At 70.4% G+C, this 22,526-nt stretch carries 17 protein-coding genes; 10 read left to right on the top strand and 7 right to left on the bottom strand.

Annotated elements, in window-relative coordinates; all coding sequences use genetic code 11:
- Positions 1-30: 30 nt before the first annotated feature.
- A complete protein-coding gene (locus tag ACWGDX_RS00085; RefSeq protein WP_453620601.1) occupies positions 31-774 on the bottom strand; it encodes a class I SAM-dependent DNA methyltransferase in 744 nt (247 codons plus the stop codon).
- A gap of 250 nt (positions 775-1,024) precedes the next feature.
- On the opposite strand from ACWGDX_RS00085, the gene ACWGDX_RS00080 reads away from it, so the two are divergent.
- Positions 1,025-2,380 (top strand): geranylgeranyl reductase family protein, encoded by a 1,356-nt coding sequence (locus tag ACWGDX_RS00080; RefSeq protein WP_453620599.1) that lies wholly within the window; start codon positions 1,025-1,027, stop codon positions 2,378-2,380.
- 69 nt (positions 2,381-2,449) lie between these two features.
- Here ACWGDX_RS00080 and ACWGDX_RS00075 read toward each other — a convergent pair whose 3' ends face one another.
- Positions 2,450-3,040, bottom strand: a complete 591-nt coding sequence (locus ACWGDX_RS00075; protein WP_453620597.1) for an HAD domain-containing protein — start codon at positions 3,038-3,040, stop codon at positions 2,450-2,452.
- A 209-nt stretch (positions 3,041-3,249) separates the two neighbouring features.
- On the opposite strand from ACWGDX_RS00075, the gene ACWGDX_RS00070 reads away from it, so the two are divergent.
- A complete protein-coding gene (locus tag ACWGDX_RS00070) occupies positions 3,250-4,224 on the top strand; it encodes an SMP-30/gluconolactonase/LRE family protein (protein ID WP_453620595.1) in 975 nt (324 codons plus the stop codon).
- 170 nt (positions 4,225-4,394) lie between these two features.
- Here the strand turns inward: ACWGDX_RS00070 and ACWGDX_RS00065 are convergent, their stop codons facing one another.
- On the bottom strand, positions 4,395-5,000 hold the full coding sequence (locus ACWGDX_RS00065; RefSeq protein WP_453620593.1) for a GNAT family N-acetyltransferase: 606 nt from the start codon (positions 4,998-5,000) through the stop codon (positions 4,395-4,397).
- Positions 5,001-5,246: 246 nt separating this feature from the next.
- Here ACWGDX_RS00065 and ACWGDX_RS00060 point away from each other — a divergent pair, with 246 nt between their 5' ends.
- A complete protein-coding gene (locus ACWGDX_RS00060; protein ID WP_453620591.1) occupies positions 5,247-6,161 on the top strand; it encodes an SDR family oxidoreductase in 915 nt (304 codons plus the stop codon).
- A 152-nt stretch (positions 6,162-6,313) separates the two neighbouring features.
- On the opposite strand, the gene ACWGDX_RS00055 is transcribed toward ACWGDX_RS00060, so the two are convergent.
- The 3 genes from ACWGDX_RS00055 to ACWGDX_RS00045 all read right to left on the bottom strand — a co-directional run bounded on the left by ACWGDX_RS00055 (position 6,314) and on the right by ACWGDX_RS00045 (position 10,002).
- On the bottom strand, positions 6,314-7,786 hold the full coding sequence (locus tag ACWGDX_RS00055) for an ATP-binding protein (RefSeq protein WP_453620589.1): 1,473 nt from the start codon (positions 7,784-7,786) through the stop codon (positions 6,314-6,316).
- Positions 7,783-9,441: an FAD-dependent oxidoreductase gene (locus ACWGDX_RS00050; RefSeq protein WP_453620587.1), complete on the bottom strand. Its 1,659-nt coding sequence runs from the start codon at positions 9,439-9,441 to the stop codon at positions 7,783-7,785. Before ACWGDX_RS00050 ends, ACWGDX_RS00055 begins: the two co-directional genes overlap by 4 nt.
- Before the next feature lie 147 nt (positions 9,442-9,588).
- Positions 9,589-10,002, bottom strand: a complete 414-nt coding sequence (locus tag ACWGDX_RS00045) for a hypothetical protein (protein WP_453620585.1) — start codon at positions 10,000-10,002, stop codon at positions 9,589-9,591.
- 227 nt (positions 10,003-10,229) lie between these two features.
- Between ACWGDX_RS00045 and ACWGDX_RS00040 the strand changes: the two genes are divergently transcribed.
- Positions 10,230-11,243, top strand: a complete 1,014-nt coding sequence (locus ACWGDX_RS00040; protein WP_453620583.1) for a helix-turn-helix domain-containing protein — start codon at positions 10,230-10,232, stop codon at positions 11,241-11,243.
- Between the two features lie 431 nt (positions 11,244-11,674).
- Here ACWGDX_RS00040 and ACWGDX_RS00035 read toward each other — a convergent pair whose 3' ends face one another.
- On the bottom strand, positions 11,675-13,261 hold the full coding sequence (locus ACWGDX_RS00035) for a hypothetical protein (RefSeq protein ID WP_453620581.1): 1,587 nt from the start codon (positions 13,259-13,261) through the stop codon (positions 11,675-11,677).
- Between the two features lie 773 nt (positions 13,262-14,034).
- On the opposite strand from ACWGDX_RS00035, the gene ACWGDX_RS00030 reads away from it, so the two are divergent.
- From ACWGDX_RS00030 to ACWGDX_RS00005, 6 genes are all read left to right on the top strand, one after another.
- On the top strand, positions 14,035-14,991 hold the full coding sequence (locus ACWGDX_RS00030) for a hypothetical protein (RefSeq protein ID WP_453620579.1): 957 nt from the start codon (positions 14,035-14,037) through the stop codon (positions 14,989-14,991).
- Positions 14,992-15,195: 204 nt separating this feature from the next.
- On the top strand, positions 15,196-16,164 hold the full coding sequence (locus ACWGDX_RS00025) for a sugar phosphate isomerase/epimerase family protein (protein WP_453620577.1): 969 nt from the start codon (positions 15,196-15,198) through the stop codon (positions 16,162-16,164).
- Positions 16,165-16,349: 185 nt separating this feature from the next.
- Complete coding sequence (locus ACWGDX_RS00020; protein ID WP_453620575.1) at positions 16,350-19,649, top strand: PQQ-dependent sugar dehydrogenase; 3,300 nt, start codon at positions 16,350-16,352, stop codon at positions 19,647-19,649.
- Between the two features lie 266 nt (positions 19,650-19,915).
- Positions 19,916-21,055, top strand: coding sequence for an ROK family protein (locus ACWGDX_RS00015; protein WP_453620988.1), 1,140 nt, complete (start codon positions 19,916-19,918; stop codon positions 21,053-21,055).
- 68 nt (positions 21,056-21,123) lie between these two features.
- Entirely contained in the window at positions 21,124-21,975 is an 852-nt protein-coding gene (locus tag ACWGDX_RS00010; RefSeq protein WP_453620573.1) for a GNAT family N-acetyltransferase, read from the top strand.
- Positions 21,976-22,055: 80 nt separating this feature from the next.
- Entirely contained in the window at positions 22,056-22,436 is a 381-nt protein-coding gene (locus tag ACWGDX_RS00005; protein WP_453620571.1) for a VOC family protein, read from the top strand.
- Positions 22,437-22,526 lie beyond the last annotated feature (90 nt).

Genomic DNA, 22,526 nt, shown 5'->3' with positions numbered 1-22,526 from the left:
CGGTGGAGGCCTCACCCCGGGGGCTCGCGGTCAGTCCGCGGGTTTCTCCCAGATCGAGACATGCTGACCGCTCTCGTTCGTCAGCGGGTCCCGTGTCCATCCGTCCCACCGCTCGCGCGGCCGTAGCCCGGCGAGCTGGGCCATCAGGTCGAGTTCGGCCGGCCAGACATAGCGGAACGGGATGGACCGGTGGTCGCCACGGCCGTCGACGATGTCGATGTAGTTCGAGCTCATGGTCTGGGCGGCGATGTCGTCGTAGATGTCGAACGCCCATCGCGTGGGGCTCACATGGAACGGTACGACGTTCTGCCCGGCCGGGAGCTTCCGCAGTTCGGGAAGCATGACCTCGATGACGAAAACCCCTCCGGGTTCGAGGTGCGCCGCGACATTGCGGAAGCACGCCACCTGCGCCGCCTGTGTCGTCAGATTCATGATCGTGTTGAAGACCAGATACGCGACGGAGAACGTCCCCTCCACCTTCGTCGTCGCGAAGTCACCGATGGTCACACCGATCGCGTCGCCGCCCGGCTTGGCGCGCAGCCGGGCGACCATCGCCCGTGACATGTCGATGCCGTGGACCGGGACACCGCGGCGCGACAGAGGCAGCGCGATACGTCCCGTCCCGATACCCAGCTCAAGTGCCCGGCCCTGACCGGCGAATTCGGCGAGAACGTCGACCGCCGCCTCCACGGCGCCCGGCTCGAACGGGCCTTCTGACGATTCGTCGTATGTCGCCGCAACACGCTCATCGAAGTAGCCGTCGTGATCGTCCATGGGCGGGACCGTACTCCAGAGCGCGTTCGCCGCACCCACCATTTTTTTTCCGGCCACTCCGCCCCGGTGGTGGGTGACGGCTCTCGCTGCCTCCCCGTCCTCCCGTCTTTCCGTGCTCGCGCCTTTTCGTCCTCGGCTCCGCGCCGTCGATCACCTCGCGCGGTTCCGCACCGGCGCGTCCTGACCGATGATGACGGGTGGGGCCGCGTCTTCGGTATGGCATCCGCTGTCCCGGGAAGGGAGTTCCCCGATGAGGGAAACGACGTCGGACCGGTCCTCGCCGGATGAACGGTCCGGCTACGCCTCGGGGAAGGAAGCCCCGGAGGAAGAAGCCGAGGTGATCGTGGTGGGGGCGGGACCGGCGGGCTCGTCCGCGGCCTTCCATCTCGCGAAAGCGGGCGTCGATGTGGTGCTGCTGGAGAAGTCCCGCTTCCCCCGGGAAAAGGTGTGCGGGGACGGTCTGACCCCGCGGGCGGTCCACCAGCTGATCAGAATGGGCATCGATATCGACTCCCCGGGGTGGATGCGTTCCCGCGGGATGCGCTGGGTGGCCGGGGATCACCGGGTGCATATCGACTGGCCCAGCCTGGGGCGTTACCCCGATTTCGGTCTCTCGCGCAGCCGGCACGATTTCGACGACATCCTGGCCCGGCACGCGGTCACCGCCGGAGCGCGGCTGCGCAGCGGGGTGAAGGTGACGGGTCCCGTGACCGATCGCGCCGGCCGGGTCACGGGTGTCACCGGTGTCTCCTCGGTCGCCGGAGGGCAGGAGCGGGCGGTCTACCGCGCGCCGATCGTCATCGCCGCCGACGGCGCCTCCGCCCGACTCGCCCTCGCCATCGGTCTGGAGCGGGACAGGAACAGGCAGATGGCGACAGCCGCTCGCCGTTACTACCGCAGCGCCGAGCGTTCCCAGGACGAGTATCTGGAACTCTGGGCCGATCTCCGCTTTCCCGGGAGTGACCACTATCTGCCCGGTTACGGCTGGATCTTTCCGATGGGTGACGGCCGGGTCAACGTAGGTCTCGGTGCGCTGCCCCATCGACGGTACGGAAAGGCGGATCTGCGGGCCGCTCTGGCGCAGTGGCTGGCCCGTACTCCTCATGCGTGGGGACTGCGTGAGGAGAACGCCGACGGTCCCGTCAGGAGCGCGGCCCTGCCTCTCGGTTTCAACCGCCATCCGCTGTACACGCGCGGGCTGATCCTGGTCGGCGACTCGGGCGGGATGATCAGCCCCTGGAACGGTGAGGGCATCGGCCAGGCCATGGAGGCCGGCGAAGTCGCGGCGGAGAGCGCGGCGCTGGCGCTGGCGCTGGCGCTTCCCCAGGGACCGAGGCGGGAGCGCGCGCTGCTCCACTATCCGGTCGAGATGAACCGGCGCTGGGGTCGCTACTACCGTCTCGGCAACGCCGCCGCCGATGCCGTCTTCAGCCGGTCGGGCTTCCAACCGGTCCTCAACCGCTATGTCATGGGCTCGCCTTTTCTGCTCAGGACGCTGGCCCGGCTGCTCGCCAACCTCACCGACAAGCCCTCGCGGGACGTGATCGACCATGTGCTCAACACGCTCGTCCGCCTGGTCCCGGCACCACGGGTGGGGCGCCGCTGAGCAACTCACCCTCGGCACCGGCCCCGCTCGGACCGCGCGTACCGTCGCGGTCGGATCCCGCCCGCCCGTCTACGTCGCCGGGCTCTTGGCGGGCGCGGCGGCACGAGTCGTACGCGACCAGGCGTCGAGAGCGGCGAAATCCGCGTCGGTGAGACCCTCGCGGGGGTCGACGCGATGGAGCAGCGCGTGTCCCCGGTGGTGTGCGGCCACCCAGGCCCGGTCGGCGTCCGTGATCTCGTCGTCGACCCAGGCGAACGGGCGTCCGGCCGCCCATGCGACGAGGGCCCGGGTCTTCCAGTGCAGTCCGGCCCTCGCGTCCCGCTGGTCCTGCTCGTCCTGCTGGTCCTGCTCATCCTCGTCGGACGGCTCCGGCCAGATCACCACCGCCAACCGCGGCAGCCCGATCCGCGGGGCGATGATCTCGTTCGCATCGGCCATCCATGTCGTGGCCCAGACCAGCTCACACGGCAGCGCCGTCAGCCGGAGCCCGTGCTGGGGATTGATCCTGGCGAGCAGTGGATTCGAACCGCCCTCCCCCGGCCCGGGTCCCGTCCGACAGATCGGATCTCCGTCCTGGTACCGGTGCGGCTCACCGCCGAAGGGGATGAGTGGTCCGTCGACATCGAGGAAGAGCAGTGGTCTCCGAGCGGTACCGGTCACGGCCGCACGATAGCGGCCGACGTGGCGTCCGCGCCGCGCTCCGGCCCGTTCCTCTCCGCCTCGCGCCGTCGATCGCGGGTACGGGTGCGGGTACGGGCGTCCGATATTGAGCCGCGCTGTTGTGTGTGATCCGGCCAATCCCCGCGCGTGGCCGGGGCGTGTGATGGGGTGTGAGGGACGCACTCCATTTCCTTGGAAGGACGCCCGTCATGCAACGTTCCTTCGCACGCCGGAGCTTGTTGGGAGCGGCCGCCGCCGTCGGTGGCGCGGCACTCCTGGGGCCGCTGGGCGGCGCGGCAGCCGCCACGGAGGCCACCGGGAGCCGATGGCCCGCCGGATTCCCCCTGCCGGACGGCTTCCGGCCCGAGGGCATCACCATCGGCTCGGAGCCGTACGCCTACTTCGGTTCGATCGCACACGGCGACGTGTACCGCGCGAGCCTCGCGACCGGTCGCGGCCGGGTGATCATCCAGGGACTCGGTCCCGAACACCCCGTCACCGGGCTCAAGATCGACGCCTGGGACAGGCTGTTCCTGTGCGGCGGGGCGAGCGGTGAGATCCGGGTCGCCGATCTGCGTACAGGCAGGATCACGAGGACGTTCACCGTGGGCACGGACGTCACCCTGGTCAACGATGTGTTCCTGACGCCCGATGCCGCCTGGTTCACCGACTCGTTCGAACCGCAGTTGTACAAACTGCCGCTCGGCCGACGGGGAGAGCCGGGAGACCGGATCATCACCGTGCCGCTGACCGGTGACTGGGTCCAGGGCACGGTCATCACCGCCAACGGCATCACCGCCACACCGGACGGCCGGGCACTGCTCGTGGTGAACGACTTCGCGGGCGGCGGCAGTCTGATGCGGGTCGATCCGCGCACCGGGGTCGCGCGCACCGTGGACATCGGTCCGGCCTTGCTGCCCAACGGTGACGGACTGCTCCTCCTCGGCCGCCTCCTCTATGTCGTACAGCAGCGGCAGAACGCCATCGATGTACTGCGGCTCGACAACGCCGGTACGAAGGGCACGGCCATCACACGGATCACCGACCCCGAGCACTTCCGTGTCCCCACGACGGCCGCCGTCTGGAAGGAGCGTATCTATCTGCCCAACGCCCGCTTCGATGTGACGGAGCCGACGCCGGAGACGGACTACGACGTCGTGTCCGTGAAGCGCCTGCGCCCCTGAGCGGCGCTCGACTGCCGGACGGGCTGAGCGCCACCGCCCCAGGTCGAAGCGGCCGGCCGGTGGCCACCGGGCCGGCCGCTCGCCGCGTGTCCGCGCCCGCGTGTCCGCGCCATCGCTCTGTGCCGTGCCGTGCCGGGGTCTCCGGCCAGAGGCCACTGTGAAGACACGACCTAGGCCGTCGGCCAGAAATCCCAGGACCTGGGCCGTGCGAGCGCCTCCCACTCCGTGCGGAGCAGGGACAGGACCGCGATGTCGTGGCGGCGTCCCCGGTGCAGACACGCCGAGCGGCGGACTCCCTCCCGGACGAACCCCGACTTCCCCAGGACCGCGAGCGCGGTCGCGTTCTCGGTGTGGGTGAACGCCTCCACACGGTGCATCGGCAGCTCGCCGAACGCCAGATCGGCCAGTGCGTCGAGTGCGTCCGTGCCATGTCCCCGCCCCCGGTGGCGCGGGTCGAGCATCAGATGGACTTCCGCCGCGCCGTCGACCAAGTCCTGCTCCACCAGGGCTATATGGCCGATCGGTGTGCCGTCGGGAAGCAGCACGACGAAGTCGTCACGGTTCTGGTCCTCGATGTCGCGCTCGACCCGCTCACGGAGCCAGGACAGCGGCCGCGGCCAGAGACCGATCTCGTGCGCGGCGACCGGGTCGGATCGCCAGCCGTGCAGCAGTTCGGCGTCCTCGGTCCCAAGAGGGCTGAATCCGACGGTCCTTCCCCGCCAGCACAGTTCCCGGTCCTTCTCCGCCGCCGTCTCGTCCATCGCGTTCTCGCTCACAGGCCGGATGCTACGGGCCCGGCGGAGGCGGTCACCACGCGATTTCCCGCGAGGAACCAGCGTGTGGCCTCGCGTCGGAAACCCGGGACCGGTCGGAAATCCCGACGGAAGGTGTCTGCTTTCGGTGCCACGATCGTCGCACGGCCGCTGCCCGGGGCAAGTCGGCGGTCCTGCCCGCCCGCTGTGGTGCGGGCAGGACGGGGCGCGGCAGGTGGGACGGATTGAGCAGGACAGGGAAGGACAGGAATGTCGGCACCACTTGAAGGCAAGGTCGCACTGGTCGCGGGGGCCACCCGGGGAGCCGGCCGCGGCATCGCGGTCGAACTCGGCGCGGCGGGCGCCACCGTCTATGTGACTGGCCGCAGCACCCGTGAGCGGCGCTCGGAGTACGACCGTCCCGAGACCATCGAGGACACCGCCGACCTGGTCACCGCGGCGGGAGGCCGGGGCATCGCCGTGCCGACCGACCATCTCGTCCCCTCCCAGGTCCGTACCCTCGTGGACCGGATGGCGGCCGAGCAGGGCCGGCTGGACATCCTGGTCAACGACATCTGGGGCGGCGAACAGCTCTTCGGCTGGGACGCCCCCGTGTGGGAGCACGATCTCGACAAGGGGCTGCGGCTGCTCCGGCTCGCGGTCGAGACACACGCGATCACCAGCCATCACGCCCTTCCGCTGCTGCTGCGCCGCCCCGGCGGGCTGGTGGTCGAGATGACCGACGGGACGGCCGAGTACAACCGGGACACCTACCGGATCTCGTTCTTCTACGACCTCGCCAAGAGCGCCGTGCTCCGGATGGCCTTCTCCCTGGGCCATGAGCTGGGGCCGCGCGGTGCCACCGCGGTGGCGCTCACACCCGGCTGGCTCCGCTCGGAGATGATGCTGGAGCATTTCGGCGTGACCGAGGAGACCTGGCGCGACGCGCTGAAGGCCGAGCCGCACTTCGGTATCTCGGAGACACCGTCCTATGTGGGGCGCGCCATCGCGGCTCTGGCCGCCGACCCCGAGGTGTCACGCTGGAACGGCACGTCCCTCTCCAGCGGCGGGCTCGCACAGGTCTACGGCTTCACCGATCTCGACGGCAGCCGACCGGACGCCTGGCGCTATATGACCGAGGTCCAGGACGCCGGGAGGCCCGCGGACACGACCGGATACCGCTGAGCGCACGCGGGCCCCGCCACGGGGCCTGCCACGGGGCCGCCCGAACCCCGGACCCGCCCAAACCCCGGTCCGGGTCCCGCCAACCGGTCCCACCCGGGGCCAGGCGTCCCACCCGGGCCCCGTATCGGCCGCCCCTCAGCCCCCGCGCGACCTCAGCCCTCCGCGAGATCGGAGGGACCCGTGGGATCGGCGAGATCCGCGGGAGGGGCCTGGGTGATCGGCAGCAGTACCTGGAACCGGGTGTCGCCCGGCCGGGACTCCACCCTGATGTCGCCCCGGTGCTTGTTGACGACGATGCGGTACGAGATGTCGAGGCCGAGGCCGGTGCCGTCGCCCACGGGCTTGGTGGTGAAGAAGGGTTCGAAGATCCGGGGCCTGACCTCCGGCGGGATACCGGCCCCGGTGTCGGCCACCTCCACGAGCAGCCGCTCGCCCGCCCGCCGGGTGCGCAGGGTGAGCGTGCCCTTCTCCCCCATCGCGTCGACCGCGTTGTCGATCAGATTGGTCCACACCTGGTTCAGCTCGGCGCCGAACGCCGGGATCGCCGGCAGCTCACGGTCGTACTCCCTGACCACCCGGATACCGGCGGGGACCTTCGCCTTCAGCATGGTCAGGGTGGCGTCGAGCAGGGTGTGCACATCCACCGTCCGATGGGGCGCCCGGTCGAGCTGGGAGTACTGCTTGGCCGCGCCCACCAGGTCGGAGACCCTGGTCACGGCGTCGTCGATCTCCCCCATCAGGAGTTCGGAGTCGATGGTGTACGCGAGCCAGCGCACCGCCGAGTCCAGATGTTCGTCGCCGACCGTCTCGGCGACCATGGACAGCCAGGGGACGCCCACCCCTCCCGACACCAGGATCGGGGCGAGATCCCAGGGGCCGGCCACCCCGTGCTCCTCCAGCCAGTCACCGAGTACGTCCTCGGCGTCGGCGGCGTCCAGCGCCGACAGCGACGACGCGGCGGCGGCCTGTTTGACCGCGGCGTCCTGGAGTTCCACCAGACCGCGCAGCCGGGTGCCGTCCAGCCGTCCGTCCGCGATGAGCGCGAGCTTGTGGCGCATACCGGTCACCCGCTCACGCAGTGCCTCGGTCGCTCGCACCGCCGCCGCGGCCGGGTTGTTCAGCTCATGGGTCAGCCCGGCCGACAGCGCGCCGAGCGCGACCAGCCGCTCCCGCTCGCCCATCACCGTCTCCGCCGCACGTGTGCCGAAGAACAGACCCTCCAGCAGATGGAGGGCCATCGGGAACCAGCCGCGTACCGCGTCGGCGAACTCGTCGGCCGGCAGTACGAAGAACTCGGCGTCGCTGACAGCCCGCAGGGTGTTCGGATAGACCTGGGCCACCCGGTCGCCCAGATACGCCTGGGTCGCCCCGCCGTAGACACCGCGCCGATCGGTCCTGGAGACCTCGATGTCGTCGCCGTGCAGCCGCCGGCTGAGCGTCACCGCGCCACTGAGCAGTACGAAGAAACAGGTGGCGGGTTCGCCCTCGTTGTAGACGGCGCTGCCGCCCTCGCGCCGCTCCACCCTGCCGCGTTCCGCCAGCCACGCGAGCTGGCTGTCGTCGAGCGCCTCGAACAGGAACAGCGTGCGCACCTGCTCCGGGGTCAGTCGGTCCGAAGCGGTCATTGCGCCTCCAAGTAACGATGGACCAGCGAGATGGCCATCGCGCCGTCGCCGACGGCCGAGGCGACCCGTTTGAGAGACGCGGCGCGGACATCGCCGGCCGCGAAGACCCCGGGGACGCTGGACTCCAGGTGGTACGGGTCCCGGGGCAGGGACCAGCCGGCCGGGCGCCGCCCCTCGGCGACGAGATCGGGGCCGGTGAGCACGAAACCCCGCTCGTCACGGGCGACCACGCCGTCGAGCCACTCCGTACGCGGCTCCGCGCCGATGAAGACGAACAGCCAGGAGGTGGCGACCGTGTCGACCGCGCCCGACCGGGCGTCCCGCAGGGTCAGCTGCTCCAGATGGCCGTCGCCCTTACCGCCGACCACCTCGGTCCACGGATGTACGACGATGTTGTCGATGGCACCGATCTGGTCGATCAGATACCTGGACATCGACCGGCCCAGATCGGCGCCCCGGATCAGCATGTGGACGCGCTTGGCATAGCGGGAGAAGTGCAGGGCGGCCTGACCCGCCGAGTTGGCGCCGCCCACCATGTACACCTCGTCGCCGGAGCAGGTGGGCGCCTCGGTGACGGCGGAACCGTAGAACACCCCGGCGCCCGTGAACGGCTCCAGACTGGGCGCCGCCAGCATGCGGTACGAGACCCCCGTGGCCAGCACCACCGTATGGGCGGTGATCGAAGCACCGCCGCCGAACCGCAGCACCCTGCCCGATCCGGCCGCCTCCAGGGCGACGACCTCCCGGGCACTGAGGATCTCGGCCCCGAACTTCAGCGCCTGGCGGCGGGCCCGGCCGGTGAGCTGTGAGCCGGAGACACCGTCGGGGAATCCCAGATAGTTCTCGATCCGGCTGCTCTGCCCGGCCTGCCCGCCGGTCGCCTCGCGCTCGACCAGGACCGTACGCAGCCCCTCGGACGCGCCGTACACGGCGGCGCCGAGTCCGGCGGGGCCGCCGCCGACCACCACGAGGTCGTAGAAGTCCGAGGTGGGTGTGGTGCTCAGTCCGACATGCGCGGCGAGTTCCTTCTCGGCGGGCGCCACCAGGGAGGTGCCGTCGGCCGTCACCACCAGGGGCACGTCGGCCGCGGTGACTCCGGCGGCGGCCAGCAGGCGGGCACCCTCGGGCTCATCGGCCCTGAGCCACCGGTACGGCACCAGATTGCGGGCGAGGAAGTCGCGTACGGCGAAGGACGGGGCGGACCAGCGGTGGCCCACCACCCGGATCTCGGCGGCGGTCGGATCGGGGGTGGCCGCCCAGACGTCCAGCAGGGAGTCGATCACCGGGTAGAGGTGCTCCTCCGGCGGGTTCCACGGCTTGAGGAGGTAGTGGTCGAGATCGACGACATTGATCGCGTCGATCGCGGCACCGGTGTCCGCGTAGGCCGTCAGCAGCACCCGCCGGGCGAGCGGGAAGAGGTCCATCGCCTCTTCGAGGAACTCGATGCCGTTCATCTTCGGCATCCGGTAGTCGGCGAGCATGACCGCGAGCCGTTCGCCGCGCAGCTTGATCTCGTGCAGCGCTTCGAGCGCCTCCGCTCCGGAGACCGCGCGGACGACCCGGTACCGGTCGCCGTACCGGCGCCGGATGTCGCGGGCGACGGCCCGGGAAACGGCCGGATCGTCGTCCACGGTCAGGATCGTCGGATTCGCCATGACACCACCATTGTCTGGAGACGGGACGGCCTCCGGACCAGCGGCTTCCCCTGGAGGCCTGAGAACCCAGTTTACGGCGCGCTGTCGCGGGGCCGCACGGTACGTCGGCTCGTGGCAGGCGGGCCTGGCCGGGCCGCGCCGGGGTGGTCAGACCGTGCTCGCGCCGCTGACCACCCGGGCGAAAACGGCCGAACCGCAGGAGAACCCGGCGACGGAGCCGACAAGGAAACCGAGGTCCTCGGGGGTCGCCTCCGGGAGGAGCCAGCTGTCCGCACCGGCGCCGAGAAATGCCATCCCCACCCAGGTGAGCACCCCCGCGACGGCGGCCAGGCGCCTGCGCGGCGGCCGTGCGCGGTAGTGGCCCACCATCGTGTCGCCACCGGCGAAGAAGGGGCCCGCGAGGGCCGCGCCTGCCAGGCCGGTCCAGAATCCGAACGGCCAGGTCACGAGACTGAACACACCGAAGACCAGAAGACCGAAGAACTGCCCCACGCTCGTGCCGACGAACAGGTCCCACGGATCGAGGCGGGGCGGCTCTGTCTCGCTCTTCTGTTCCGTCATGGGCGAACGGTAGTTGCCGGACGGATCAACTCGGCCTGGCACGGCGACAATTACCGTTATGTTCACCGCCGGTATCCCCTCGTCGCGTCCCCGCGACACCGGACGGAGGACCTGCGACCGGATTGCGTCCCTCTGCGCCGCGAACTCTTCTTGATTCGGTCCCCGGAGCCCGACAGAGTGCCGTCTGCGGTCCCTTTCGTGGCCGGATGACCAGGGAGAAGAGAAATATGGCGACGCGTCGTGCCGACGTGCCGGACCCCCGCTCCGCACGGACGGAAACCGAGTTCGTCGACGCGCTACGGGCCCTGAAGGACAGATCGCGGCTGACCTACCGGATGTTGGCGGAACGGGCCGAGGCACGCGGCGATGTCCTGCCCCGCAGCACACTGGCCAACGCGCTGACGCGGGATGCCGTACCCCGGGAGGATGTGGTGGCCGCGCTGGTACGGGCGTGCGGCTGCGAAGAGGACGTGGTCGGCGAGTGGCTGGAGGCCCGTCGTCGGGTCGTGTCCGCGGCGGCGGAGCGGGACTCGGAAGCGGCGGAGGCGCCCGCGGTGGGCACGCCCGCGACGGAGACGCCCGCCGGCTCCTCCCGGTCGGCACGGACGCGGAGTGGTGGATTCCGCGCCCGCGCCGGTCGTATGCGCGGTGTCCGGTGGGCGGCCGCGGCGCTGGTGCTGGTGCTGGGAGTGCTCGTGGCCGGAGTGGTCCTGTCGGCGCTGGTCCAGGGCGGCGGCGAGGAAAGTCGGTCCGCCGACCGGCGGCCGCCGGAGGGCCGGGTCACCGTACGCGCCGCGCACAGCGGTCTCTGTCTGACGGAGGGCCGGGAACGCAACAAGCGCAGCGACCGCCCGCTGGCGGTGCAGAACGACTGCGAACGGGCCGCCGCGTCCCCGCCGGTCACTCTGCTGGAGCGGGTCGACGACGGGATCTACCGGCTCAAGTGGTCGCATCCCGAGCACGGGACGGGGTGTCTGGCCGTCGACGAGGGCGGCACCCACGACGGGTATCTGATAGCGCCCCAGAGCTGTACGGAGGACCAGCCCGCGCAGCGCTTCCTCGTCGAGCCGGTGGACTCCCCCGCCGAGGACGGCTTCCGGCTGCGTCCGCTGCACAGCGGCAAGTGCGTCGGTTTCGTCGACCCGGCCAAGGCCCCGGGAGCGGAGCTGGTGCAGTCGTCCTGCACGGACTCCGCCGAGCAGGAGTTCTTCATCACGGCGAGACCGGGCGCAGCGGGGTGAGGGCGGCCCCGGCGTCCTCGGGCCCGGCACCCTCGGACCCGGCGCCGGCCGCTCGCCGCCGCTGTCCGGGACAGCGCTGAACACGCAGGTCAGCGGCGTGTCTCTGTCCGGGACGGCCGATCCGTCTTTCTCCGTCGCTCAGATGCCAGAAAGCTGCCGGTGTCACAGGGAATTCCTGCCGACGCCGAACGAGCGACTGGACGGTCACCATGCGCAGAGCGGTTATGTACACGACGGGGCACACCACGTCACGAACCCGGTTCTCCGGCGCTCGGGGCCGTGCGAGCGGCCGTACCCCTTCGCCGGGGCCCGTGACATCGCCGAGGACATCGCGATCGAGGCGACCGGACGGGACGCCCGCCCCGTCGAAGACCCCGTGGGGCGTTGTGCGTCCGTCCTGCGGGACCCACCGGTATCCCTGATCCGGGGCATCAGGTGGTGATGGGGGTGGTCCGGGTGCAGTTCTTCCATTCGACCCAGGGTCGGGTGCCGCCGCTCTGCGGGCCGGTGGCGTAGGTGGGGTCGCCGGTGATCGTCTGCTCCTTGTGCTCGTGGGTGATGTCGATGCCGAAGAGTTTGAAGCCCATGGTGACCTGGCCTGCGGAGATGCCGAAGCCGATGCCGAGTGAGGCGTTCCACCAGTCGGTGTTGGCCTTGTAGTCGAGGCGTGAGAGCTTGCCCTTGTCGTGCAGGAGCCGCTCGATGGGGCCCGCGTCGGTGCCGGGCGCCTCGGCGGCGTCGGAGGGTGAGGGCAGCGCGTCACCGGCGGGGAAGTCGCCGCGCCCGCGCAGCCAGTCCTCCACCAGTGTGCTGTCCGCGTCGTTGTCGAGAGCGACCTCGGCCGACTCGACATGGATCCGGGACTCGATCTCGCCGCCGCCTCCGCCGACGTCGATGGTCACGGGCCCGGCGTTGGCCCCGGCGCCGACATTGATCCCGGGCCCCTCACCGGCCTCCTGACTGGTCGTGATCACCATCTTCTGCGGATGGTGCGGCCGGCCGTTCTCCTCCTCCTCGTCGTACATGGCCGCGTCATAGGTGACCGCCACCTGCTGCATCCGCGTGCCGACGGCCTGGCCCACCTCACCGGCCTTGGCACCCACGGAGAAGGTGTACGTGAAGGTGATCTTCCCGGCGTCCGGTCCCGTCTTGGCCCGCAGGACCACCACGTCCTCGGTCATCGAACCCGAGAACGTCTCGCCGGAGATATTGCCGAGTTCCTTCGGCTTGCCGTCCTTGCCGCCCTTGCCGCTGCCCTTCGTGAACGACTTGCCGAAGCTCAGCCCGCCCGACTTCTCGACACTGGTCTTGGTGATGTCGACGTCGGGCGCCCGCTCCGGTTCGAGGTCGGGCTTCTTCTTGCCCGCGTGGTAGCCGCAGATCATGCCGAGTTCGGAGGAACGGGGGCCCGCCGGACGGCTGTTGCAGTCGTCCATGGCCTTCAGATACTCGGTGAACTGCTTGGCGTCCGCGAGATTGGCCTCCAGATCGGCCTGCGGGTTGTCGCTCTTGTTGCCGTTGAAGAGCCACTGTCCGCCGCTGCCGCTGCCCGCCAGATACGTGCCGCTCAGCGAGGCGCTGCCGCCCCAGTCCTTCAGCCCCGGAATGCCCGCGGAAATGCTCGCCGTGACCCCGGCCCCGGATTCGGTCACCCGCTCCAGGGTGACCGTACCGTCCGACCACTGCTGGAGTTTCACGGTCTCCGAGCTGCTGATCTTGATGAAGAGGATCTGGATGACGATCGTGTCCTTGGTCTGATCCTGCGAGAGCAGACACTTCGCGGGCTGGAAGGGGTCGTCGGGAGGCACGACGGGATCCTCGCCCCCGCCTCCGCCGTCGTCCCCGCCCCCGCCGCCGTCCCCGTCCTCACCCGAGGCGCAGCCCTTCCCGCCGTCGGCGGCATGGATGATCCGGCACACCGCGTTCCTCAGCCCGACCGCCTCGTCGTCGGGCACCGTCAGCCCCACGATCGCCGCCACGACCAGGGCCACCACCCCGGCCACCGCGGCATACTCCACCCCGCCCTGGCCTTTATCGCCATGGGCATGCCAAATCTGGACACCTCTGGCACCCCTCACCATCCACACCCCGCTCCACGCCGAAACCGTTCCCCCGAACGGAAGGCAGCGTAGAAACGAAGTCAGGCCCAACAGCAGGGTCCCCGGACCCACTTGTGGGCCCAAGCCTCATCGGTCCCACCCGGCGCGCGGGCCGCCGACGCGGCCGGCCGGGGCGGGTGAACCGCCGGCGCCGGCGCCGAACAGGACAGCCACCCGCGGGGTGTTGGTCCACCCCCCGCGGACAGTGCCGCCCGCCGGCCGGTCCGCCCGGGAACGGCCCGTGGCAGCTCAGGGCCCCGTGACCGTGTCGCGCGAGGGTGGAGAGCGTGGCCGACGGCAGGCCGTCGGCCAGCTTTTCACCTGGGGGCCTTATCTTTTGACGGATCATGAGAAAGTTCCGGAGATTTCAGCCAAACCTCTGGACACTCCCCAGGCGCCGCCCTAGTGTCTCGCCCCACCAGGCAAGTGTTTCGTCGCGGTAACACCCACACCGCCCAACAGCACCACGACCATCCGGCGCTCACTCGAACGCCCCGCACCACACCCGTCTTTGTACGTCTCCCCCCACGGTCGGGCCCCGCCCGTCCCTAGGCGCCGTGTGTCCGCCGTCGCGACGGCCGTACACACACGCACTGTTGCAGCCCCCTCGGCTCACGCCGACGAACGTCATCACACGGGGTATTCCGACCGCGCGACCGGCGCGGTCGTGACCGCAGGAGAAGGGAAGCGATATGAAGATCCGCACGTTCATCGCCACGGCCTCGTTGGTGGCCTCCGGAGGCCTCGTGGCGGTCGCCGGTCCGGCGCAGGCGGCTCTCTACACCACCTGTGTGGGTGACGGCGGCGCCGTCACCGTCGGCGGTGACCTGGTCGTACCCGCCGGCCAGTCGTGCACGCTGACCGGTACCAAGGTCAAGGGCACCGTGACGGTGGAGGCGGGGGCCGACCTCGTCGCCTCCGGCGCCACCCTCAACGGCGGGGTCACCGTGGGCGCGAACGCCTATGTGGACCTCACGGACACCGCGGTGAAGGGCGCCCTGACCGCGCAGGCGGCCTTCGGCACGCATCTGGAGAACAGCTCCGTCAAGGGCGCGGTCAACGCCGACCAGGGCTTCCTGTACGCCGTCGACTCGACTCTCGACGGGAACGTCAGAGCCCAGGCGGGCGAGCTGTACGTCTCCGGCAGCACCGTGGACGGCGACCTCACCGGTGACGCCAACCAGTACAGCGATGTCTACGACAGCACGGTCGACGGAACGCTCACCGTGAGCGGCAACTCCCTCGGCGGTGTCCTGTGCGCCAGCGAGGTGTACGGGAACGCCGTATACAAGTCGAACTCCGACGCGCTCCAGCTCGGTGGGGCGGGACTGCTCGGTTCCTGCTCCGGGGCCACGTATATCGACAAGGACCTCACGGTCACCGACAACACCGCCAACGCGGTGCTGGACAACGCGATCGTCCGGGGCAGGCTCACGGCCACCGGCAACTCCCCCGTGCTCCAGGTCGGTGAACTGGCCCGGGTCCGCGGTGGCATAACCGGGGAGACCACCGCCGCCGCGTCGGCCGCCGCCGCGCGCTCCGCCAAGGCGGCCCCGCAGGACCGCGGGAACGACCTGGCCGGGAAGGCCGCCGAGCGCGCCGCCGAGGCCCGTGCCGCCGCCCAGGCCGCGGGCGCGACCCGTCTCTGACAGGCCATAGCCGTACCGCACCGACCGAGCCGCGCCCTCCCCCGTGCCCTTCGCCCCGAATCCCTCGGGGCGGGGCCGGCGAGCCACGGCGGTGCGACACGCACGGCGGCACGGCATCACATCACCGCTACACCCCCGCACCGCGGCAACAGCAGCGCGGCGCCCCGAATCTTCCTCACCTCACTTCCTCCCTCAGGAGTGGCCATGGGCCATCTGCACAAGTCCTTCGACCGCAGGGACTTCCTGCGCGCCACCGTGGGCACCACCGTGGCGATCGCCGCCGCCTCGGTCACCGGAGCGACGGCGGCCACCGCCTCCGCCGCGACCAGTGGCCTGTCCATCCCCAAGGACCGCATCGGCATCCAGCTCTACAGCATCCGCGACAAGGTCACCGCGCTCGGCTTCGGTGTCGTCCTGCCGGAACTGGCCCGGATCGGTTACCGGGAGATCGAGTTCGCCGGATACACCCAGAACACCTCCATCCTGGGCCGGCAGATCACCCTCACCGAGATCCGCAAGCTGCTGGACGACAACGGGCTCCGCGCGGTCGGCAGCCATGTCGGCATCGGCAATCTCCGCGGCAACCTCCAGGGCGAACTCGACGCCGCGCAGATCCTCGGTATGCCGCACCTGGGCACCGCCAACGCGCCCTCGAATCAGAATACGGTCGCCGGCTATCTCGCCGCCGCCGAGGAGTTCAACACCTGGGGCGCCGCGGCCACAGCCCGGGGCCTCAAGCTCTACCAGCACAACCACGCGGGCGAGTTCGCCTTCGCCACCGACCAGCCGTCGGTGCGGCTGTACGACGTCTTCCTCAGGAACACCGATCCGCGCCATGTGTATCTGGAGCTCGACGTCTACTGGGCGTATGTCGGCCAGCACCGCTGGCCCGGCTTCGACCCGGCCGCGTATGTGCGCAACCAGCCCTACCGCTACCCGCTGTTCCATATGAAGGACGGCGACTCCAACCCGTCGAAGGCCGACGGCTTCGACATCGTCGAGTTCGGCGCGGGCGACCTGCCGTACGAGAAGTTCATCCGTGACATCGGCCCCCGTGCCGACCACATCGGCATCTGGGAGCAGGACACGGCCCCCAACACCCAGCCCAACCCGCCCGGTTCCCTCGGTGCCGCGGAGCGCAGCTTCACCGCGCTGAAGGGACTGCTCGGCTGACACCGGTCCGCCCCCGCCGAGGGCGGACCGCGCGAACGCACCGCCTCGGAGCGTGAGAGCCCCCACCCGCACGCACGCCCACCGGCCCGGCCCGCCGGAACCCCGTACCGCTGTCACGGTACGGCCGACGGGCCGGTCCGGTCGCGCACCCTCCTGACCGCCAGCGACCAAGGAGACGTATCACCGTGCACCGTACCCTCAGACGTCTGATCTCAGGCGTCCTGCTCGCGGCAATGCCCGCGCTGGGCATGGTGGCCCTCGCGCCGGCCGCCCAAGCGCACGACGACCATGAACACGCCCTGGACTGGGCGAACTACGAGAAGGTCACCCTGACCAAGGACACCGGCGAGCCGATCGACCTCGCCGTGATGCCCGACAACCGGGTGCTGCACACCGCGCGCAACGGTGATCTGCGGCTCACCGATCCCGGCAGCGGTGTGACCAAGGTCGTCAATCACCTCGACGTGTACCAGAACTCGGAGATGGGGCTCCAGACCGTCACCCTGGACCCGGACTTCGCCACCAACAAGTGGGTCTATCTCTACTATTCACCGCCGCTGAACACCCCGGCCGGCTCGGCCCCGCTCCAGCTGCCCGCGGGCGAGACCGACGCGTACTGGGACCGGTGGAAGGGCTACGACACCCTCACCCGCTTCAAGTGGACCGGGGACAAGCTCGATCTGTCGACCGCCCAGGAGATCATCCGGGTCGACTCCAACCGCGGCCAGTGCTGCCATGTCGCCGGTGACGTGGACTTCGACGCGAACGGCAATCTCTTCCTGGCCACGGGCGGCAACACCCCGGCGTCGGGGCCCAATGTCAACGGGTACACCCCGATCAACGACGCGCCCACCTACAACCCGGGGCTCGACGAGCGCCGTGGTTCCGGCAACACCAACGACCTGCGCGGCAAGATCCTCCGTATCCATGTCGAGGAGGACGGCGGCTACACCGTCCCCGACGGCAACCTGTTCCCGGTCGGTACGGCCAAGACGCGCCCCGAGATCTTTGTGATGGGGCTGCGCAATCCGTTCCGGCTGTCGGTGGACAAGGAGACCGGCGCCGTGATGTGGGGCGACTACGGCCCCGACGCGGGAACGGCCGATCCGAACCGCGGTCCCATGGGATATGTCGAGTGGCAGACCACCACCAAGCCCCTGAACGGCGGCTGGCCGTTCTGCACGGGTGACAACACCAAGCCCTACCGGGACTTCGACTTCGCGACGCTCACCCCGGGCCCGGCCTTCGACTGCGCCGCGCCGGTCAACGACTCGCGCTGGAACACCGGTCTGTCCGAACTGCCCGCGGCCACCCCGGCCACGCTCTGGTACGGGGACCGCGACACCGATCAGCCGTGGCCCGAGCTGACCGCGTTCCGCGGCCCCGGCGGACCCGGCGGCCAGGCCCCGATGGGCGGTCCGGTCTACCACTACGACGCGGACAACCCCTCCCCCGGAAAGTTCCCCGAGTACTGGGACGGCAAGGCGTTCTTCGGCGAGTTCTCCCAGGACTACGTGGCGGCCGCCACCCTCGCGGGACCTGACGGCCCGGTCACCAAGCTGGAGAACGTACTCCCCAACAGCGAGCGGTCCGAGAACGGCATCCCGCCCTGGGACAACCCGATGGACCTGGAGTTCGGCCCGGACGGCGCGCTCTACGTACTGGACTACGGCGACGGGTTCTTCCGTCAGAACCCCGACGCGGGTCTCTACCGGATCGACTACGCCGAGGGCAACAAGGCGCCCACCGCGGTGATCAAGGCGGACCCCACCTCCGGCCAGGCACCGCTGTCCGTCTCCTTCGACGCCACCGCCTCCACCGACCCGGACGGCGCGACCCTCACCTACCAGTGGGACCTCGACGGTGACGGCACCTTCGACGCCACCGGGCCCACGGCGAGCCGTACGTACCCGGCGAACGGCCAGTTCCAGGCCCGGCTGAAGGTCACCGACGCCCAGGGCAAGATCGGACTGACGAGCCGTCAGATCACGGTGGGCAACACCGCGCCGACCGTCGGCATCACCTCGCCGCCGAACGGCGGATTCTTCAACTGGGGCGACGCCGTGCCGTACGGGGTCGCCATCGAGGACGTCGAGGACGGCAGCGCGGCCGACTGCGCCAAGGTCGCCTGGACCTTCGGTCTCGGACACAACCAGCACGGCCACCCGGTCAACAGCGGAACGGGCTGCTCGGGCACGGTCGTGACACCGACCGACGCCGGGCACGGAGACACCGAGAACGTCTTCGGCGTGCTCGGTATCACCTACACCGACAAGGGCGCGGGCGGTGTGCCGCCGGCCACCGGCGACGCCCAGGTGGTGCTCAACCCGGCGCTCATGCAGGCCGAGCACCACGACTCCGCGCAGGGCGTCACGATCACCGACGACACCGGCGCGTCCGGCCAGCGCAAGGTGACGTCCTTCGACGCCGGGGACTGGATCTCCTACGACCCGGTCTCCTTCACCGGCATCACCGGTGTGCGGACGCGCGCCTCCGGCGCCGGCACCCTGGCACTGCGCTGGAACTCCACGGACGCGGCCCCGTTCGCGACCGTGTCCGTACCGGCCGGTGAGGGCTGGCAGACCGTCACCACGGCCCTGTCCCAGGCGCCTTCGGGCAGCGGACGGCTGTATGTCACCACCTCGGGCGGTGTCGATCTGGACTCCCTGACCTTCCAGGGTCCGGGTGTCGCCGACAAGACACCGCCGAAGGCGACCGCCACCCTCAACCCGGCCCAGCCGGGCGGGAGCAACGGCTGGTACACCGGCAATGTGTCGCTGAACGTGACCGCCACGGACAACGGCACGGTCAGCAGCCGCCAGTACTCCGTCAACGGCGGTACGACCTGGCTGTCGGCCAACGCCGCGGTCACCCTCTCCACCGAGGGCACCACCACCGTCCTGTACCGGGCGACCGACAGCGGCGGCAATGTCTCCGAGGTCGGCACCCTGACCGTACGGATCGACAAGTCCGGGCCTTCGGTGACGGTCACCGGCCTGGACGCCGACGGCGCCTACGGCGACTCCGAGCGGCCGGCGCCGGTCATCACGGCCACGGACGCGGTCTCCGGAGGAGCCACCGCGACCGCCACCCTGGACGGAGCGGCGGTCACCTCCGGTCAGCCCGTACAGCTCTGGCGGCTGCCGCTGGGAGGCCATGACCTCAAGGTCACGGCCCAGGACCGGGCGGGCAACACCACGACGAGGACCGTGCACTTCACCACCGGCACATCCCTCGCCGATCTCGAGGCGCTGATCCCGAGGCTGCGCGCGGAGGGTCTGATCACCGCGCAGGGCCAGCAGCGGCTGACGGTCCGGCTCGACCAGGCACGGGCGCACGTGGAAGCCGGGCGGATCAGCCAGGCGGCGGCGGTGCTGGAATCGTTCGCCACCTCGGCGGGCGACACCGCTCTGGTCAGCGACGCGGCGGCGCGCGCCGCCCTCGCCCGTGACGCGCGGACCGTGAAGGGGGATCTGACCGACTGAGACTTCGGCGAAGCCCCGCCGAAGCGCTGTCCGAAGCGCTGTCCCGAAAGTCGGGGCAGCGCTTCGGGCAACTTTTGGCAGGACGAGCGAAAGTTTCATACGATCGAACAGTAAGCCGTCGACGACAGTCGGCAGCCGCCGTTCGGACGCCCCGGCACCCACGCGTATTCGGGTGCCGGGCACCGATGCCCGGCGGCCCGGGTCGGACGGCCCGATGACGCCTTGAGGAAGTGGAGCTCGTGAGCGTTCAGTACGGTGTATTGAGCATGCTGCGCGACAACGGCCCACTGTCCCGGGCCCAGTTGTCGGACCGGCTGGAGGTGCCGCGCCCCCGGCTGCTCGCCGAACTCGACCGTATGGTCGCCACCGGGATGGTCCTGGAGGCGGGCCCGGCCGCCTCACGCGGCGGGCGTCGCTCCACCCTCGTCCAGCTCGATCCCGGCCTCCGCTTCGGCGCCGTCGATCTCGGCGCCAGCTCGATCGACATCGAGATCACCGACGGCGGTCTCGAACCCGTGGCCGCCTACTCCGAGGCCGCCGACATCCGCTCGGGGCCGGTCGCCGTGCTGGACCGGGTCAGCGAACTCCTCCACAAGCTGCGCGCCCAGGGCCACTACACCCGTCTCGACGCGATCGGTATCGGGCTGCCGGGACCGGTCAGCTTCCGCAACGGGGTGCCCGTCTCCCCGCCGATCATGGTGGGCTGGAACCGCTTCCCCGTACGTGACACCCTCGCCCGCGAGCACGGCTGTCCCGTGGTCGTCGACAACGACGTCAATGTGATGGCCCTCGGCGAGGCGCACAGCGGGGTGGCCCGGTCCGTCGACCATCTGCTCTTCGTCAAGATCGGCAGCGGTATCGGCTCCGGTATGCAGCACCACGGCCGGATCTACCGGGGCGCGGAGGGCTGCGCCGGGGACATCGGCCATATCCAGGTCGAGGCCGACGGGCCTGTCTGCTCCTGTGGCAACACCGGTTGTCTGGAGGCGTATTTCGGCGGTGTCGCGCTGGCGCGTGACGCCATGGAGGCGGCACGCTCCGGCCAGTCCCCGGCCCTCGCCGGCCGGCTCGCCGCCCAGGGGGCGCTGACCGCCGTGGATGTCGCCGAGTGCGCGACGGGCGGGGACAACGCCTCCGTCAATCTCATCCGGGCCGGCGGCCACCGGGTCGGCCAGGTCCTCGCCACCCTGGTCAGCTTTATGAACCCGTCGATGATAGTGATCGGCGGCGGTCTGTCGGGGCTCGGCTATGTCCTGCTCGCCGAGATCCGCAGCGTCGTCTACAAACGCTCGCTCCCGCTCGCCACGGGGAATCTGCCGATAGTGATGTCCGAACTCGGCCCGCGCGCCGGGGTCGTCGGAGCGGCGCTCCTCGCCAGCGAACTCGCCTACGGCGGGCCTTCCTGACGGAGCCCGGCGCATGAGGCAACGTGCCGGGTGACGGCTGTGCGGGCCGGACGGCAGTGGAGGCGGCAGTGACATTCGACATCGTGACGGCGAACGCCGACGACATCGCGCGACTGCGCGTCTGGGCGGACGACGAGGGGTGGAATCCGGGCAGATCCGACATCCACGCGTTCTTCGCGACCGATCCGCACGGGTTTCTCGTCGGACGGCTGAACGGTGAGGCAGTCGCCTCGGTCTCCGCCGTGCGCTACGGCGAGGATTTCGGCTTCATCGGCTTCTACATCGCCCGGCCCGCCGTGCGCGGACAGGGCTACGGTATCCAGGTCTGGCGGGCGGGGATGGCGCGGCTGGCCGGCCGCACCGTGGGCCTCGACGGAGTGATCGACCAGCAGGAGAACTACCGCCGGTCCGGGTTCCGCAGGGCGTGGAACAACATCCGCTACGAGGGCGTGCCGTCCGGCGCCGACCCCTCGGCGGCCTCGGACGGCATCGCGCTGGTCGACGCCCGTACGGTTCCCTTCGCCCAGCTGGCCGCCTACGACCGGCGGTTCTTCCCCGCGCGGCGTGACTCCTTCCTCGCCTCGTGGATCGGTCTGCCCGACCGCACCGGCTTCGCCGCGGTACGGGACGGGGAACTGCGCGGTTTCGCGGCCATCCGCCCCTGCGCCGGAGCGGCACGGATCGGCCCGCTGTACGCCTCGTCCCCGGGCGTCGCGGAGGCACTGGTGGGCCGGCTCGCCTCGGCCGTTCCCGGGCAGCCCGTGGCGATCGACATCCCCGACGGCAACGCACCGTCGGTGGCGCTCGCGGAGCGGCTCGGGCTGACGCCCTCCTTCGAGGCCGCGCGTATGTACACCGGCCCGGTTCCGGAGATGGATCTGCCGGGGCTGTACGGGATCACCAGCCTCGAACTGGGCTGACCGGGGTCGGCGCGGCGGCCCGCGTAGGCCCTCGTCCGGTCCTCACACACACTCCGGCGCGGAAGACAGGAAGGGATCCGATGCGTATCAACCGCCTCGACCACCTCGTGCTCACGGTGGCGGACATCGACACCACGGTCGACTTCTATGTACGTGTCCTCGGCATGACGGCGGTCACCTTCGCCGGGGGACGGCGTGCCCTCTCCTTCGGCCGCACCAAGATCAATCTTCACCGGGCGGGAAAGGAGTTCGAGCCGAAGGCACGTCGGCCCGTACCGGGCAGCGCGGACTTCTGTCTGATCGTGGACGAGCCCCTCGACCGGGTACGGGAGGAGCTGGCCGCGCACGGCGTACCGGTGGAGGAGGGCCCGGTCGAGCGCACGGGCGCCACCGGAGCGATCGTCAGTGTGTATCTGCGGGACCCCGACGCCAATCTGATCGAGCTGAGCAACTACCGGTGACGCGCCGCGACGAGCCGGTCGGGCATCCGCGGCGCGGCCGTGCCGAGGACACCGCCGCGCCGAGGACACGGCCGGCCGTCCGGGGTGCTC

This window comes from Streptomyces sp. NPDC055025 (assembly GCF_053608565.1).
Note: the sequence above shows the minus strand (reverse complement) of the source record. Positions and strands in the feature narration are given on the sequence as shown.

Coding starts and splice junctions, on each gene's coding strand:
- ACWGDX_RS00070 (WP_453620595.1), top strand. CDS start 3,250: ATGCAACGTTCCTTCGCACGCCGGAGCTTGTTGGGAGCGGCCGCCGCC.
- ACWGDX_RS00005 (WP_453620571.1), top strand. CDS start 22,056: ATGCGTATCAACCGCCTCGACCACCTCGTGCTCACGGTGGCGGACATC.
- ACWGDX_RS00040 (WP_453620583.1), top strand. CDS start 10,230: ATGGCGACGCGTCGTGCCGACGTGCCGGACCCCCGCTCCGCACGGACG.
- ACWGDX_RS00080 (WP_453620599.1), top strand. CDS start 1,025: ATGAGGGAAACGACGTCGGACCGGTCCTCGCCGGATGAACGGTCCGGC.
- ACWGDX_RS00085 (WP_453620601.1), bottom strand. CDS start 774: ATGGACGATCACGACGGCTACTTCGATGAGCGTGTTGCGGCGACATAC.
- ACWGDX_RS00045 (WP_453620585.1), bottom strand. CDS start 10,002: ATGACGGAACAGAAGAGCGAGACAGAGCCGCCCCGCCTCGATCCGTGG.
- ACWGDX_RS00025 (WP_453620577.1), top strand. CDS start 15,196: ATGGGCCATCTGCACAAGTCCTTCGACCGCAGGGACTTCCTGCGCGCC.
- ACWGDX_RS00050 (WP_453620587.1), bottom strand. CDS start 9,441: ATGGCGAATCCGACGATCCTGACCGTGGACGACGATCCGGCCGTTTCC.
- ACWGDX_RS00015 (WP_453620988.1), top strand. CDS start 19,916: ATGCTGCGCGACAACGGCCCACTGTCCCGGGCCCAGTTGTCGGACCGG.
- ACWGDX_RS00030 (WP_453620579.1), top strand. CDS start 14,035: ATGAAGATCCGCACGTTCATCGCCACGGCCTCGTTGGTGGCCTCCGGA.
- ACWGDX_RS00055 (WP_453620589.1), bottom strand. CDS start 7,786: ATGACCGCTTCGGACCGACTGACCCCGGAGCAGGTGCGCACGCTGTTC.
- ACWGDX_RS00060 (WP_453620591.1), top strand. CDS start 5,247: ATGTCGGCACCACTTGAAGGCAAGGTCGCACTGGTCGCGGGGGCCACC.